This window comes from Falsiroseomonas stagni DSM 19981, assembly GCF_900114315.1.
In the GTDB taxonomy this organism is placed as follows: domain Bacteria; phylum Pseudomonadota; class Alphaproteobacteria; order Acetobacterales; family Acetobacteraceae; genus Falsiroseomonas; species Falsiroseomonas stagni.
The window spans coordinates 1-14596 of the sequence record NZ_FOSQ01000013.1 but is presented as its reverse complement, the minus strand read 5'-3'; the positions used below and the strand labels follow the sequence as shown (position 1 = coordinate 14596).

The following is a 14596-nucleotide window of genomic DNA, read 5'->3' as shown; positions in this document are numbered from 1 at the left end:
CATCATGCCCGTCACCTTCACCAACCCGGACGGCGTCCATGCCCCGGGGTCTCGCTACTCCCATGCCGCGCTGGTGGAGGGGCCGGGCCGGCGCCTCGTCATCTCCGGGCAGATCGGCGTCCGGCCCGATGGCAGCATCGCGTCGGGCGGGGAGGCGCAGATCGCCCAGGCGCTGGCCAATCTCGGCGCCATCCTGGCCGCCCATGGCATGGGGCCTGCCAATATCGTGAAGATGGGCGTCTTCCTGACCGACCGCGCCCTGATCGGGCCGTGGCGGGCGGAGCGGGAGAAGTTCCTCGGCACCCTCGCCCCCACCAGCACGCTGCTGGTCGTGGCGGGCCTGGCCGACCCGCGCTTCGTGTTCGAGGTGGAAGCGGAAGCTGTCGCCTAGCCATAGAGGGCCGCCAGCTGCGGTTCGCTGAACTGCTGCAGCTGCGCCTGGGTGAAGGCGGCAACCTGGCGGGCGCGGATCGCGGCCAGCTGCGCCGTCGTCACCGCCGCCAGCTGGCCATGATCCAGCCCGGCCAGCGTCCCGGGCTGCATCGCGGCGAAGGCCTCCGCGCCCAGCACGCCGATATCCGTGGGCGCCAGCGCCTGGAGCTGGAGCGTGGTCAGCCCCGGCGTATCCTCCGGCCCCAGCGCCGCCAGTGCCTCCGTGGTCAGCGACGCCACCTGCGCCGTGGTCAGGGCGGCGATCTGCGTCGTTGTCAGGGCGCGCAGCTGGGTGGTGGTGAAGGCGCCCAGCTGGTCCGTGGTCAGCGCCAGCATCTGCACCGTGCCCAGCCCGGCGATCTGCGCGGTGTCGAGCACGCCGATCTGTTCCGTCGTCAGCGCCCGCGTCGCCGAATAGCCCAGCGCGCCGATCTGCGCGGCGGATAGCGCGCCCAGCGTCGCCGTCGTGAAGGCGGCCATCTGCGCGGAGCCGAGGCCGCGCATCTGGGCGCTCGTCAGCCCCGTGATCCCGCTGCCGAGCGCCGCGAGCGAGTCGGTGCTCAGCCCCGCGATCGCGCTGGATCCCAGCGCGGCGAGGGCGGTGGAGGCAAGGCCCGCGACCGCCGAGCTGCCCAGCGCCGCCACCTGCGTCGAGACAAGCCCCGCGACCTGCGTGGTGGTCATCGCGCCAAGCCGGGCGGTGACGCTGTCCGGGTCGAGCCCACCGATCGCCGCCGAGGACAGCGCCCCGAATTGCGCGGAGGACAGCGCCGCCACCTGCGTGGAGGACAGTGCCGCCAGGGCGGCGGAGCCCAGCGCCGCCACCTGGCTCGTGCCCAGCGACTGCAATTGTGTGCTGGCCAGTGCCGCCACCGCGCCGGGTTGCAGCCCGCCGATCACGGCCGGCGCCAGCACGGCCAGCCGTGCCGTGCCCTGCGCCACCACCGCGCCAGCCTGCAACGCCGCACCCTGGCTGGAGGTCAGCGCCGCGAGTCCCGCCGTGGACAGGGCGGAGAGGAAGCCGGCATCCAGCGCCCCGATCGCCGCCGTGGACAGGCCGCGGATGGCGCTGCTCGACAGCGCGACAAGCCCGGCGGTCCCGATGGCGGCCATGTCCTCCGCCGCCAGCGCCCCGGCCTGCCCGGCATCGAGGGCACTGACCTGCGTGGTGTTGAGCGCCGCCAGATGCGCCGTGCCCAGCGCGGCGAGCGTGGCCGGGCGCAGCGCGCCGATGGCGGCGGAGGACAGGGCGGCGACCTCCCCCGGGTCCAGCGCGGCAATCGCCCCCGATGACAGGCCGGCGACCGCCTTGCTGGACAGCGCCGCCCATTGCCCGGTGGAGAAGCCGGCCAGCACGGTGGAGGTCAGCCCCGTGGCCTGCACGCGGGTGAGGGCGCCGAGCTGCGTCGTCGTCAGCGCGCCGATTCGGGCGGAATCCAGCGCCTCGACCTGGGAGGCCGTCAGGCCGGCGATCTGCGTGGTCGAGAGCGATGCCAGGCGTTCGGTGGACAGGCTCGCCAGCCTTGTCGGCAGCAGGCCGGAGAGGGCGCTGGGCGGCAGGGCGGCCAGGCCCGCCGTGCCCAGCGCGGCCAGGGCCTCGGTCGTCAGCGCCGCGCCCTGGGTGGCGGTCAGGCCGCCGATCTGGGTCGTCGTCAGCGTGGCGATCTGCGTCGTGGTCAGCGCGGCGAAGGCGGTGCTGGACAGGGCGGCGATCTGCGGCCGCCCCAGCGCCGCCAGGCCCATGGTGGACAGCGCCGCGGCCGCATCGGCCGACAGTCCCGCGATGCCGGTGGAGGAGAGGGCCGCGACCTGGGTCGTGGTCAGCGCCGCGATGGCCGTGCTGGCCAGCGCCGCCACCTGGGCGGAGCCGAGGCCCGCCAGCTGCCGCGGCAACAGCCCCGCCACCTGCGTGGTGGACAGCGCCGCCAGCGTCGCGGGCGGCATTCCACCCAGCGCGCCGGCGGACAGCCCATCCAGCGCATCGACGGTCAGGCCCCGCACCGCCGTGGTCGACAGGCCCGCCAGCGCGGCGGAACCCAGCATCGCCACCTGGCTGGCGCTCAGCGCGGCCAGGCTGGCGGAGCCGAGGGCCGCCATCTGCGTCGATCCCAGCGCGCGGATCTGCGGCAGCCGGAGCGCGGCAAGCGTTTCCGTCCCCAGCGCCGCGAAGGCATCGGAGGAAAGCGCGGCCAGCGCAGTCGGCGACAGCGCGGCCACCTGGTCCGGTCGCAGCGCGGCGATGGCCGTGGATGACAGGGCGCCGACCTGCGCGGCGCGGAGCGATGCCATCTGCGTGCTGGTGAAGGCGCGGAGCTGATGACTGGAAAGGGCCGCGAAATCCTCCGCCTCCAGCCCCGCCATCCCCGCGGCGGACAGGGCGACGAGCTGCGCGGTTTCCAGGGAGGCGACCTCCGCCGCCGAGAAGGCCTCGACCTGCGCGCGGCCGAGGGCCCTGATCTGCCCGGTGGTCAGCGCGTCCAGATCCTCCGTGCCCAAGGCCGCCATCTGGCCCACCGTCAGCAGCGCCATGGCGGAGGCACTGATGGCGGCGAGCTGGGCGCCCGAGAGATCCGCGAGATCATCGGCGGCGATCGCTGCCAGCTGCCGCCCCTCCATCGCCGCCAGCTGGGCGGTGGACAGCGCGCCCAGCGCATCCGCGGAGAGCCTGGCGACGGTGATGGTCCTCAGCCCGGCCGTGGCGGTGGGGGAGAGGGAAGCGATCTGCGCCGTGCCCAGCGCGGCCACCTGGGCGGGCTTCAGCGCGGCGGTCTGCTGGCGCGTCAGGCTGCCCAGCTGCGCCGTGGACAGGGCCGCGATCTGGTCGGTGCCGAGTGCCGCGATGCTGCCCGTCTGCATGGCCGCCAGCGCCGCGGTGCCGATCGCGCCGAGGGCCTCCGCACTGAGCGCGGCGGCCGCCACGGGCCGGAGCGCCGCGACCTGCCGGGCACCCAGGGCGCCCGCCTGGGTGGCGGAGAGGCTGGCGATCCGGTCCGGGGAGAGGGCGGCGATGCCGGTGGGCGGGATGGCGGCGACCTGGGAGGGGGCGAGGGCCGCGAGTTGGGTGGAGCCCAGGGCGCCGACCGTCTGCGGCTGCAGGGCGGCGATCGCCGCCGTCCCGAAGGCAGCGAGTTGCGCGGTGCCCAGCGCCGATGCCTGGGTCGAGGAGAGGCCGGTCCAGGCGCGGGCCTGGATCTTGCCGATCGCCGCCGGCGTCAGGGCTGCCAGCTGGTCATTGCCGAGGGCGGCGATCGCCTGCGGCGTGATCCGCGCCAGGAAGGCATCGCTGAGGTTGCCGACCTGCTCGGGCGTCAGGGTATTGACCGTCAGGGTCTGCCCGGCGGCCCGCAGGATGATGGACGTGACCTGCATCGCCCTCTGCCCTCGTCGCGGCCGGGCGGATGGGGTGCCCGGCGTCGTCCAGCGAAGCGGCCGCGCAGCAGGGCGGCAGGCTTATCCTGCCGTGGCGATGGTGAAGATTCCGTTGGTGGCCGGCTGGTCCGGCCGGCAGCGCGCCATCAGGGCGGGCCGTCTCCGCCGCCGGGCCGGCGGCGGGGATGCGCGACCTGCGGCCATTGATGGCGGCCGCAGGTCGATCGTCCGGGGTGGCGGGGCTACCCCTCCGCGCCGAGGCGCGGGGAGCCGATCATCGCGAGGAACTCGCGGCGCGTGGAGGCATCGTCGCGGAAGGCGCCGAGCATGCGGGACGTGACCATGCTGACACCGGGTTTGTGGATGCCGCGGGTGGTCATGCACTGGTGCTGCGCCTCGATCACCACGGCGACGCCCTTGGGCTTCAGCACCGTCTCGATTGTGTTCGCCACCTGCGCCGTCAGCTTCTCCTGGATCTGCAGGCGCTTGGCATAGGCTTCCAGCACGCGGGCGAGCTTGGAGATGCCGACGACCCGGCCATCGGGGATGTAGGCGATGTGCGCGCGCCCGATGATCGGCACCAGGTGATGTTCGCAATGCGATTCCAGGCGGATGTCGCGCAGCACGACCATCTCGTCGTAGCCGTCCGTCTCCTCGAAGGAGCGGGCGAGGAGTTCGACGGGGTCGACCTCGTAGCCGCCGAAGAATTCCTCATAGGCGCGGGCGACGCGGGCGGGGGTATCGACCAGGCCCTCGCGGTTCGGGTCGTCGCCGGCCCAGAGCAGCAGGGTGCGGACGGCGGCTTCCGCTTCGGCCCGGGACGGGCGCTGGATGGTGGATGCCTGGGGGTCGGCGAGGCTGGCGGGGGTCTGGATGTTCACGGTCTTGCTTCCTGATGGCGTCTGGATGCGGCGTCTGTCTTGTCGCGCCGCCGCGTCACGGCGCCTTCCTCAGCAGGCCAGATGGGGGTGGTCCCGCGTCGCGCAATAGTGGGCAGGAGCGTGCATGTCGCCCCCGCGCTGGCGGCATGGACGCCCCCCCGGACCATGGCTTGAACCCTTCGCCTCAGACGGGTGGCTCCCCCTGCACGGGCTGGCTGCCGATGGCGCGCAGCAGCATGGTAATGGCGGCGGAGGCCGCGTCCACCGCGTCCGGGTCGCTTCCCTTGGCCACCAGCGCCACGCCGCCGCCGCCCATCCGGTAGTAGGGGTAGCTGCCGATATCGAGGTCGGGCCACCGCTGCTGGATATCCGCCAGCCCCTCCGCAATCCGCCCCTCCATCACGCCATTGGCGTGCACGGTGCGCGACGCGATGGGCGGCCCGCCCTGGAGCGTGGGCGCCAGCGCCTCGAACATCGCCTGCATGATGCGCGGCACGCCGGCCATGACGTGGACATTTTCCATCGAGAAGCCCGGGGCGATGGAGATGGCGTTGTCGATCAGCGCCGCGCCGCGCGGCATGGTGCCCATGCGCTGGCGGGCGGCGTTGAACTCCCCGGGCTTGTAGTGGCGCTCCAGCCGTCCCCAGGCCTCCGGATGCGGTTCCCACGGCACGCCGAAGGCGGCGGCGATGCATTCGCTCGTGATGTCGTCATGGGTCGGGCCGATGCCGCCGGTGGTGAAGACATGGTCGAATCTGCGGCGGACCTCGTTCACCGTCGCGACGATGGTGTCCTTCACGTCGGGGATCACGCGGACCTCCCGCAGCGGGATCCCGATCTCCCCGAGTCGCGTCGCCAGGAACTTGATGTTGGCGTCCTGCGTGCGGCCGGACAGCACCTCGTTGCCGATGACGAGAAGGCAGGCGATGGGGTTGGTCTCCGTCATCAGGCGGAATCCTCAGGCTATTCGGTCAGGGTACGATGATGGCCGGGGTCGTGGGGCGGTCGCTACAGGAAATCCCGCAGCAGCGCGACCAGCGGCTTGTCCGCCGGCGGCATGGCGTAGTCGGCCAGCTTCTGCGGCCTGACCCAGGCCAGCGCCTGGCCTTCCACCGCCGTCACCGCGCCCGTCCAGCGCCGGCACAGATACAGCGGCATCAATAGATGGAACTTCTCATAGCCATGGCTGGCGAAGGCGAAGGGGGCGAGGCAGCTCTCGGCGACGTCGATCGCCAGCTCCTCCTTCAGCTCCCTTATCAGGGCGGCTTCGGGCGTCTCCCCCGCATGGACCTTGCCGCCCGGGAATTCCCAGAGGCCGGCGAGCGGCTTGCCCTCCGGCCGCCTGGCCAGCAGCACGCGGCCATCGCCATCGATCAGCGCGCAGGCGGCGACGAGGAGGATCTTCTTCCCCGGCGCATCGGCCGGGCCATCCGCCAGGGCGGGCGCGGCCGGCGGCGTGGCGGAAGGGGCGGGGGCGGGCAGGTCGGCGCGCGTCATCTCGAACAGCTTGACCGGCATCGGGCCGCCGCGGGCCACGAAATCCCGCACGCCGTCGCCGGTTTCCCGGAAGCCGATGCGGCCCAGCAGCTTCTGGCTGCGTTCATTGTCCACCAGGGCGGACGCCACCAGCCGGTCCACGTCGATATTGGCGAAGGCCCAGCTCACCACGCGCCCGGCCGCTTCCGGCCCCACGCCATGGCCCCAGAAGCGGCGGCCGACCCAGTAGCCCAGCTCCGCCTCCCGCTTGCCGGCATCCCGCGTCAGGCCGATGCAGCCGACCAGCACCTCCCGCTCCTCCGGCGTTCCCGCCTGTTCGAGGCCGGTGATGGCGAGGTGCCAGGCATGGCCCGCCGCCATCTGCATCCGGGTGGAGGCGATCCATTCATCGGCCAGGTCGCGGGGATAGGGGAAGGGCACCCGCGCCAGGGTCTTCGCCACCTCCCAGTCATTCACCAGGCGGTGCAGGTCGGCCGCGTCCTCCGGCCGAAGCGGGCGGATGGTCAGGCGTTCCGTCCGCAGCGGCGCGAAGGGCGGCGGCGCGAGCGGATCGGCGTCCTGCGGGGCGGGGGCGTCGGGCGCGAGGGGGAGGGAGGTCGCCATGGGTCGGTGGGAACGGTCCTGCCGGCGTCGTGAAGGGGGAACTGCCGTGCCGCTCATAACGCGAGGCGTGGGGGGCGGTAAGGTCGCCTGGCGGGCCGGCGTGATCGTTTTGTTCGCGACCGCTCGACCGTTGCCCCGGGGCCGCATCGCGGCCCCGGTCTTTACCCCTCGGGGGCCGCATCGCGGCCCCGGTCTTCTTCCCTCGGGGGCCGCATCGCGGCCCCGGTCTTCTTCCCTCGGGGGCCGCATCGCGGCCCCGGTCTTTTCGCCTTGGGGCCCGCATCGCGGCCCCTGCGTCCCGCCGGGCATCCGCTTCGGCGGACGGCGCGGGAGCCTCTACATCCGGGAGGAGGCGCCCCTCAGGAGCGATACGACCCGTTGATGTCGATATAGCCATGCGTCAGGTCGCAGGTCCAAACCCGCGCCTTGCCGCGGCCGAGGCCGATGTCGACCTCGATCATCACCTCGCGCCCCTTCATATGGGCGACCACCGGCGTCTCGTCATAGCCGGCGACGACGCCGCCCTCCCGCGCCATCCAGGTGCCGCCCACGGCGACGGAGAGCTTGTCGCGGTCCGCCGGCTCGCCCGCCTTGCCGACGGCCATGACGATGCGGCCCCAATTCGCGTCCTCGCCCGCGATCGCGGTCTTCACCAGGGGCGAATTGGCGATGGACATGGCGATGCGGTGGGCCGATTTGGCCGAGACGGCGCCCGTCACGTCGATCTGGATCAGCTTCTGCGCGCCCTCGCCATCGCGCGCGACCATGAGGGCCAGGTCCATCAGGACCTCATGCACCGCCCGCGTGAAATCCTTCAGCATGGCGCCACCCTCGGCGGGCACGCGGGCGTGCTTCGTCGCACCCGTGGCGAACATCAGTACCGTGTCACTGGTGGAGGTGTCGCTATCCACCGTGACGCAGTTGAAGGAGCGGTCGCTGCCCTTGGCCAGGATCTTCTGGAGGACCGGCGCCGGGATCTTCGCATCGGTGGCCAGGAAGCAGAGCATGGTCGCCATGTCGGGCGCGATCATGCCGCTGCCCTTGGCGATGCCGCTGACCGTGACCGTCGCGTCCCCGATCCTCGCGGTGCGCGTCGCGCCCTTGGGGAAGGTGTCGGTGGTCATGATGGCGCGCGCCGCGCCCTGCCAGCCATCATCGCCCAGCGCGCCGAACAGGCCGGGAAGCGCCGCGACCAGCTTCTCGGTCGGCAACTTCTCCCCGATCACGCCGGTGGAGGCGAGGAAGACCTCCTTCGGCTTGCAGCCCGCGAGTTGCGCCATGGCGGCGGCGGTATCCGCGCAGGTCTGGCGGCCGGCCTTGCCGGTGAAGACGTTGGAATTGCCGGCGGTGACGACCAGCGCCCGCGCCTTGCCACCCGCCAGCGCCGCGCGGCACCAATCCACCGGCGCGCCCGGGCACTTGTTCTTCGTGAAGACGCCCGCGACGGTCGTCCCCTGCGGGAAGACCATCATCGTCACATCCTCCCGCGTCGTGTAGCGGATGGCGGCACGGCCGGAGCCGAGGCTGACGCCCGGCACCGGCGGCAGTTCCGGCAAGGGCAGCGCGAGGGGAGAGACGGGAAGGTCCTTGCCGGCCATGGTCGGTATCTTCTTCTAGCGGCGGGGTTGGGCGGGGGCGGGCGGCGCGGCGCGGTCCAGCAGCGACGGTGCGGGGGCCGGGTTGCCATCCATGCCGAAGCGCTCGATGCGCGCGGCAGCGCGGATGCGCTCCACCTCCGCGTTCACACCCTCCTCGAAGGCGGTCTGGCGGAGCCCTTCGCGCGCTTCCTCGAAGGGCGGCGGCGGCACGGCGCGGCGTTCCTCCACCTTGATGACGTGCCAGCCGAACTGGGTGCGGACCGGCGCCGTGCTGATCTGGCCGGGCTGCATGGCGAAGGCGGCTTCCGCGAATTCCGGGATCATGTCGCCGCGCTTGAAGAAGCCGAGGTCGCCGCCTTCGCGGGACCCGGGGCCGGTGGAGCGGCGGCGGGCCACCTCGGCGAAATCGGCACCGGCCCGGCGGGCCTCGGCCATGGCGGTGCGGGCCTCGGCCTCGGTCGGCGTCAGGATGTGGCGGGCGCGCACCTCCTCCTCCGCGGGGCGGTTGGCGATGTCACGCTGGTAGCGGGCGCGCAGCGCCTCCTCCGTCAGCAGCGGGGCGACGGCGCGGGTGATGAGGGCCTGCTGCAGCGTCTCCTCCTCCACCCGTCGCAGCCGGGCGGCCACTTCCGGGTCCTGCGCCAGGTTGGCGGCGCGGGCGGCCTGGGTGATCGCCTTCTGGGTGATCATCTGGTCCAGCAGCAGGGGGAAGAGCATCTGCGGGGGCATGTTCCGCAGTTCCTCCGGCAGGCGGCGGGCTTCGTCCTGCACATCGTCCAGGCGGATATCCTGGCCGTCGACGCGCGCGACCACGGGATTGGCGGGGGCGGCCGAGGGGGCGGCCAAGGGGGCAGCAGGCGAGCCCTGCGCCAGGGCCATGCCGGCCGGCAGGATCAGGGCGGCGAACAACAGGGCCGTGCGGCGCATTCGGGGGGTTCTCCGTCAGGGGGCGGAAGATGGCCGATGATGGGGCCTGCCACAAGAATGGGGGCGCGCGGGGCAGGCCCCGCGGCTTCGCGTTGACGCGGCGGGGTCGCCCGCCTATCTCTCCCGCTGCCGCGCCGCCGCCGGCATTGGGCCCTTGCCTGGCCGGCCGCGCCCCCCGATCGATGTCGGCGCGGGCGCCCGCCGGGCGGGTGGACCCGGGCCGGCGCCGCGCCGGCCGGAGACCCCAGGACCCCATGTTCCAACGCCTCGTCCGCGCCTTCTTCGGCACTTCCAACGACCGCCAGGTCAAGCGCTACCAGGCGCGGGTGCCGGCGATCAATGCGCTGGAGCCCAGCCTCGCCGCGCTGTCGGATGACGCGCTGCGGGCCAAGACCGCCGAATTCCGCGCCGCACTCGCCGCGGGCAGGACGCTCGATGACATCCAGGCGGAGGCCTTCGCGACGGTGCGCGAAGCCGCCAAGCGCGTGCTGGGCCTGCGGCATTTCGACGTGCAGATGATCGGCGGCATGGTGCTGCATGACGGCCGCATCGCGGAAATGAAGACCGGCGAGGGCAAGACCCTGGTCGGCACCCTGCCCGTCTACCTCAACGCACTGCCCGCCCGCGGTGTGCATGTCGTCACCGTGAACGACTACCTGGCCAAGCGCGACAGCGAATGGATGGGGCGGCTCTACCGCTTCCTCGGCCTGTCCGTCGGCGTGATCGTCCATGGCATGACGGATGACGAACGGCGCGACGCCTATGCCTGCGACGTCACCTACGGCACCAACAACGAATTCGGCTTCGACTACCTCCGCGACAACATGAAGTACCGGCTGGAGGAGATGGTCCAGCGCGACTTCGCCTACGCCATCGTGGACGAGGTCGACAGCATCCTGGTGGATGAGGCGCGCACGCCCCTCATCATCTCCGGCCCCACCGACGACACCTCGGAACTCTATAACCGCGTCGACCTGGTGATGAAGGAGCTCGTCAAGGACAAGACGCTCTTCGAGAAGGACGAGAAGCTCAAGACCGTCCATCTGCTGGAGAACGGGACGGAGGCGCTGGAGAACGCGCTGCGCGACGCCGGGCTGCTGACGGAGGGCAACCTCTACGACAGTTCCAACGTCACGCTGGTGCATCACGCCAACCAGTCGCTGCGCGCCCATGTGCTGTTCACCCGGGACGTCGACTACATCGTCCGCCAGGACAAGGTCGTCATCATCGACGAATTCACCGGCCGCATGATGGAAGGCCGCCGCTACTCCGACGGCCTGCACCAGGCGCTGGAGGCGAAGGAGCATGTGACGGTCCAGCCCGAGAACCAGACGCTGGCCTCCATCACCTTCCAGAACTACTTCCGCCTGTACCCCAAGCTCGCGGGCATGACGGGCACGGCCTCCACCGAAGCCGATGAGTTCGCGGAGATCTACAAGCTCGAAGTGGTAGAGATCCCGACCAACGTGCCGGTGGCCCGCGTCGATTCGGATGACGAGGTCTACAAGAGCGCGCGCGAGAAGTATGAGGCGGTGGCCCTGCTGATCGCGGAGGCGCGGGAACGCGGCCAGCCGACGCTGGTCGGCACGACGAGCATCGAGAAGTCGGAGCTGATCTCCGAACTGCTGAAGCAGAAGGGCGTGCCGCATCAGGTGCTGAACGCCCGCTTCCACGAACAGGAAGCCGGCATCGTGGCGCAGGCCGGGCGCCTCGGCTCCGTCACCATCGCCACCAACATGGCCGGCCGCGGCACCGACATCCAGCTCGGCGGCAACGCCGACATGCTGGCGCGCGCCGAGGTGGGCAACAGCGACAGCCCGGAATACGAAGCCGCGCTGGCCCGCCACAAGGCGGAGGTGGAGGCGATGCGCCCCGCCGTGAAGGCGGCGGGCGGGCTGCTCGTCATCGGCACGGAACGGCATGAAAGCCGCCGCATCGACAACCAGCTGCGCGGCCGCTCCGGCCGTCAGGGCGACCCGGGGGCGAGCCGCTTCTTCCTCTCCCTCGAAGACGATCTGATGCGCATCTTCGGCAGCGACCGCATGGGCGGCATGCTGCAGAAGCTCGGCCTGAAGGAGGGGGAGGCGATCGTCCACCCCTGGATCAACAAGGCCCTGGAGAAGGCGCAGAAGAAGGTCGAGGCGCGCAACTTCGACACCCGCAAGAACCTGCTGAAATACGACGACGTCATGAACAACCAGCGGAAGGAGGTCTACGCCCAGCGCCGCGCCTTCATGACCGCGCCCGACGTCGCCGAGACGGTTGCCGAGATGCGGCGGGAGACGATCGGCAAGCTGATCGATGCCGCCATCCCGGAAAACGCCTATCCCGAGCAGTGGGACCTGACCGGGCTGCAGGACAAGGTGCTCGCCATCCTCGGGCTCGACCTGCCCGTAGCCGACTGGGCGCGGGAGGAAGGGATCGACGAGACGCAGGTGCGGGAGCGGCTGGAGAAGGCGGCGGACGAAGCCTATGCCGCCCGCGTCGCGAATATCGGCACCGACCTGATGCGCATGGTGGAGAAGAGCCTGCTGCTGCAGATCTTCGACGCGGTGTGGAAGGAACACCTGCTGTCGCTGGACCATCTGCGCCAGGGCATCGGCCTTCGCGCCTATGGCCAGCGGGACCCGCTGAACGAATACAAGTCCGAAGCCTTCAACCTGTTCAACAGCATGCTGGAGGATCTGCGGGAGCGCACCACCAGCGTGCTGATGCGCATCGACATCCGCCCGGACGCGCCGCCGCCCATGCCGGAACCGGTGCAGGTGATGGACCTGCGGCACGACGCGCCGCCGAACGAGTTGGCCTTCGCGGATGGCGGCCCGGCCATGGAATACGGCACGGCGACCCAGGCCGTGCGCCAGCCCATGGTGGCCGCCAGCGTCGACCCGAACGACCCCGCCACCTGGTCCGCCACGCCGCGCAACGCCCCCTGCCCCTGCGGGTCGGGGAAGAAGTACAAGCACTGCCACGGCAAGGCGTGAGCGCCTTCGCCCGGCGACCATGAAAAAGGCCCGGTGCCGATGGCGCCGGGCCTTTCCTGTTTCAGTACCCTCCGCTCAGCGCCCGCGACACCCCTGTCCAGGCCCGTCGCTCGGATCGCTGTCCGTGATGCCCGTGCCGCGGCGCTGGCCACGGCCGTAGCCGGATGGTGATGACGAGACTGGCGCGCAGCGATCCCTGAAGACCGCTGCGCAGGTGTCTCATGCCATGGCGAGCTATCTCAGCTTACTGCGTCCACGGTGCCGTTCAAATCCATGATGCCTGCCACAACAACAAGTGTAGGCTTCCTGCGCCGGACCTCTGCTGAGAAGACGCGCAGTGCTGCCGCGTGAGCCTCTGTTTCCGATTGCCGAGTGGCGACAGCTGCATCACCAAAGGCGAGCTTGGCTGCGCCGCAGTCCCTGTGAGTCAAAGCCACAACTCGCTTGATGTTGTGCAGCTGCACCGTAATGTCCAGGTTATCCCAGAAGGCACCATGCCAGGGCGCAAAGCGCTCATGCACGGCGCCAATCGGACCGCCAGCGATCACGAACTGGCTGTATTTGTCGCGCATGCCGTTCGTGGTCATGTGCTGAAGGCTGTTGGTGGTGAACCGCGGATCAATGCAGTTGACCAGCATCGCCTCGTAATCGCCACTCGCCGCAGCAACTGGGCGACCAAGCAGGGCTGTGCCCATCAGGACGCCTGCAGCTGCGAGCACGCTGCGTCGCGCGAAGCCTGGGGTAGGCTCACCGCACCCGCAAGCGGCGTGATGGATGGCGTGTGGCGCCGTGGATGTGCAATGCAACATGAGAAATTCCTCTAAACTGAGGCAGAGTCCCATGCGCAATGCGCCCTCAACAAGAATAGTTGTGGCGAGTTAAGTCTAGAGATTGCCTAAAGGAATTGAAGTAAACAACTAAATCAATTGGAGGCAAGGTCTGGGGAGGCTGGAATGGCACGCAGCAAACTTGACCCGCGAATAGCGACCAGAGGCGTGCTGCTGTGGAACTCATGGGCTGATCGCGCAGATCATGTCCTTGTGAATAAATGCACAGGCGCTCAGTTCATTGCGTGGTGCTACCGAAGGCGCACCCGAATCAAATTGCGCAGATGTTTGGCTTAAGCGATCTACGCATATTTTAATCAGCGAAAACAGGGCAATAAGTCCCACGCGAACAAGCACAAGAGCTGCCACGGCAAGGCCTGAGGGCCTTCGCCCGGCGACAGTGAAGAAGGCCCGGTGCCGATGGCGCCGGGCCTTTCCTGTTTCAGCGCCCTCCGCTCAGCGCCCGCGACGCCCCTGTCCAGGCCCGTCGGAGGGATCGCTGTCCGTCAGCCCCGTCCGTCGCCCGCGGCCATTGCCGGGGCCGTCGCTCGGGTCGCTATCCGTGATGCCCGTGCCGCGCCGCTGGCCGCGGCCATTGCCGGGGCCGTCGCTCGGGTCGCTGTCCGTGATGCCCGTACCGCGGCGCTGGCCGCGACCGTTGCCGGGGCCGTCACTGGGGTCGCTGTCGGTCAGGCCGGTGCCGCGCGGGCGGCCGCGGCCATTGCCGGGGCCGTCGCTCGGGTCGCTGTCCGTGATGCCCGTGCCGCGCCGCTGGCCGCGGCCATTGCCGGGGCCGTCGCTCGGGTCGCTGTCCGTGATGCCCGTGCCGCGCCGCTGGCCGCGGCCATAGCCGGGCCCGTCGCTCGGGTCGCTGTCATTGATGCCGGTGTAGCGGCCCTGGACCGGCGTCGCGCCCGTCTCCGGCCCTGACTGCCGCGCCGGGGCGGCGGCCGCGCCACCCGCCAGCGCCATGCTCGGCGCCGCGACACCGAGGCGGATGACCAGCAGGCGGCGCCCGAGGCCCTTCGGCGAATTCCCTGTCATGCGATGTGGTTCCTCCCCCGCGTCACCCTGCGGGCAGGCCCCCTCCCAGGCAAGATTATGTGATCGGGAGTTGCGTGAAATCTCGGCAATCTGGTTAAAAAAGGGACGCTCGTCTAATACCAACGCCCTCAACGGTTGACCTGTGCGTAGTCGCGGGTGGCGATGGAGGTGATGCGGCTTGGATCGTTGATGAGGGCGTTCCAGGCATCGCAGCACGCATCGACGATAGCGTCGTAGGTTTCGTAGACCCGGTTGCTGAGCTGGTTCTGGCGCAGGAACTGCCAGACGTTCTCGACCGGGTTCAACTCGGGCGAGTAGGGCGGCAATGGTAGCAGGCTGATGTTCTCCGGGACCTGGAGCTTGCCGCCGGTCTGGTGCCAGCCCGCGCCATCGAGAGTGATGACGGCATGGGCGCCTGGAGCGACATGACGGCT

At 70.6% G+C, this 14596-nt stretch carries 11 protein-coding genes; 2 read left to right on the top strand and 9 right to left on the bottom strand.

The features are described 5' to 3' along the window. Window positions 1-4 precede the first annotated feature (4 nt). The gene (locus BM041_RS23955) at window positions 5-391 is read left to right on the top strand and encodes a RidA family protein (RefSeq protein ID WP_092962448.1); all 387 of its coding nucleotides are present in this window, start codon (window positions 5-7) and stop codon (window positions 389-391) included. On the opposite strand, the gene BM041_RS23950 is transcribed toward BM041_RS23955, so the two are convergent. The 6 genes from BM041_RS23950 to BM041_RS23925 all read right to left on the bottom strand — a co-directional run bounded on the left by BM041_RS23950 (window position 388) and on the right by BM041_RS23925 (window position 9307). After that, entirely contained in the window at window positions 388-3801 is a 3414-nt protein-coding gene (locus BM041_RS23950; RefSeq protein WP_092962447.1) for a beta strand repeat-containing protein, read from the bottom strand. The genes BM041_RS23955 and BM041_RS23950 overlap by 4 nt on opposite strands. Before the next feature lie 242 nt (window positions 3802-4043). Beyond that, window positions 4044-4682: a GTP cyclohydrolase I FolE gene (gene folE / locus BM041_RS23945; protein WP_092962446.1), complete on the bottom strand. Its 639-nt coding sequence runs from the start codon at window positions 4680-4682 to the stop codon at window positions 4044-4046. Window positions 4683-4866: 184 nt separating this feature from the next. Continuing rightward, window positions 4867-5628 (bottom strand): competence/damage-inducible protein A, encoded by a 762-nt coding sequence (locus BM041_RS23940; RefSeq protein ID WP_092962445.1) that lies wholly within the window; start codon window positions 5626-5628, stop codon window positions 4867-4869. A 62-nt stretch (window positions 5629-5690) separates the two neighbouring features. Continuing rightward, window positions 5691-6782, bottom strand: a complete 1092-nt coding sequence (locus tag BM041_RS23935) for a bifunctional GNAT family N-acetyltransferase/(deoxy)nucleoside triphosphate pyrophosphohydrolase (protein WP_092962444.1) — start codon at window positions 6780-6782, stop codon at window positions 5691-5693. A gap of 359 nt (window positions 6783-7141) precedes the next feature. Next, window positions 7142-8380: a bifunctional glutamate N-acetyltransferase/amino-acid acetyltransferase ArgJ gene (gene argJ / locus BM041_RS23930; protein ID WP_092962443.1), complete on the bottom strand. Its 1239-nt coding sequence runs from the start codon at window positions 8378-8380 to the stop codon at window positions 7142-7144. 15 nt (window positions 8381-8395) lie between these two features. Further along, complete coding sequence (locus BM041_RS23925; protein ID WP_092962442.1) at window positions 8396-9307, bottom strand: peptidylprolyl isomerase; 912 nt, start codon at window positions 9305-9307, stop codon at window positions 8396-8398. A 254-nt stretch (window positions 9308-9561) separates the two neighbouring features. Here BM041_RS23925 and secA point away from each other — a divergent pair, with 254 nt between their 5' ends. After that, on the top strand, window positions 9562-12291 hold the full coding sequence (gene secA, locus BM041_RS23920; protein ID WP_092962441.1) for a preprotein translocase subunit SecA: 2730 nt from the start codon (window positions 9562-9564) through the stop codon (window positions 12289-12291). Between the two features lie 239 nt (window positions 12292-12530). On the opposite strand, the gene BM041_RS23915 is transcribed toward secA, so the two are convergent. From BM041_RS23915 to BM041_RS23905, 3 genes are all read right to left on the bottom strand, one after another. Beyond that, the gene (locus tag BM041_RS23915; RefSeq protein ID WP_217648832.1) at window positions 12531-12986 is read right to left on the bottom strand and encodes a hypothetical protein; all 456 of its coding nucleotides are present in this window, start codon (window positions 12984-12986) and stop codon (window positions 12531-12533) included. A gap of 588 nt (window positions 12987-13574) precedes the next feature. Beyond that, window positions 13575-14162, bottom strand: a complete 588-nt coding sequence (locus tag BM041_RS23910; protein WP_092962440.1) for a hypothetical protein — start codon at window positions 14160-14162, stop codon at window positions 13575-13577. A 128-nt stretch (window positions 14163-14290) separates the two neighbouring features. After that, the coding region (locus BM041_RS23905) for a transposase (protein WP_175534129.1) at window positions 14291-14596 on the bottom strand (306 nt) is incomplete at its 5' end.

Excerpts from the sequence above, each read along its gene's own strand:
- BM041_RS23955 (WP_092962448.1), top strand. The coding sequence starts at position 5 with ATGCCCGTCACCTTCACCAACCCGGACGGCGTCCATGCCCCGGGGTCT.
- secA (WP_092962441.1), top strand. The coding sequence starts at position 9,562 with ATGTTCCAACGCCTCGTCCGCGCCTTCTTCGGCACTTCCAACGACCGC.
- BM041_RS23950 (WP_092962447.1), bottom strand. The coding sequence starts at position 3,801 with ATGCAGGTCACGTCCATCATCCTGCGGGCCGCCGGGCAGACCCTGACG.
- argJ (WP_092962443.1), bottom strand. The coding sequence starts at position 8,380 with ATGGCCGGCAAGGACCTTCCCGTCTCTCCCCTCGCGCTGCCCTTGCCG.
- BM041_RS23915 (WP_217648832.1), bottom strand. The coding sequence starts at position 12,986 with ATGGGCACAGCCCTGCTTGGTCGCCCAGTTGCTGCGGCGAGTGGCGAT.
- BM041_RS23940 (WP_092962445.1), bottom strand. The coding sequence starts at position 5,628 with ATGACGGAGACCAACCCCATCGCCTGCCTTCTCGTCATCGGCAACGAG.
- BM041_RS23925 (WP_092962442.1), bottom strand. The coding sequence starts at position 9,307 with ATGCGCCGCACGGCCCTGTTGTTCGCCGCCCTGATCCTGCCGGCCGGC.
- BM041_RS23910 (WP_092962440.1), bottom strand. The coding sequence starts at position 14,162 with ATGACAGGGAATTCGCCGAAGGGCCTCGGGCGCCGCCTGCTGGTCATC.
- BM041_RS23935 (WP_092962444.1), bottom strand. The coding sequence starts at position 6,782 with ATGGCGACCTCCCTCCCCCTCGCGCCCGACGCCCCCGCCCCGCAGGAC.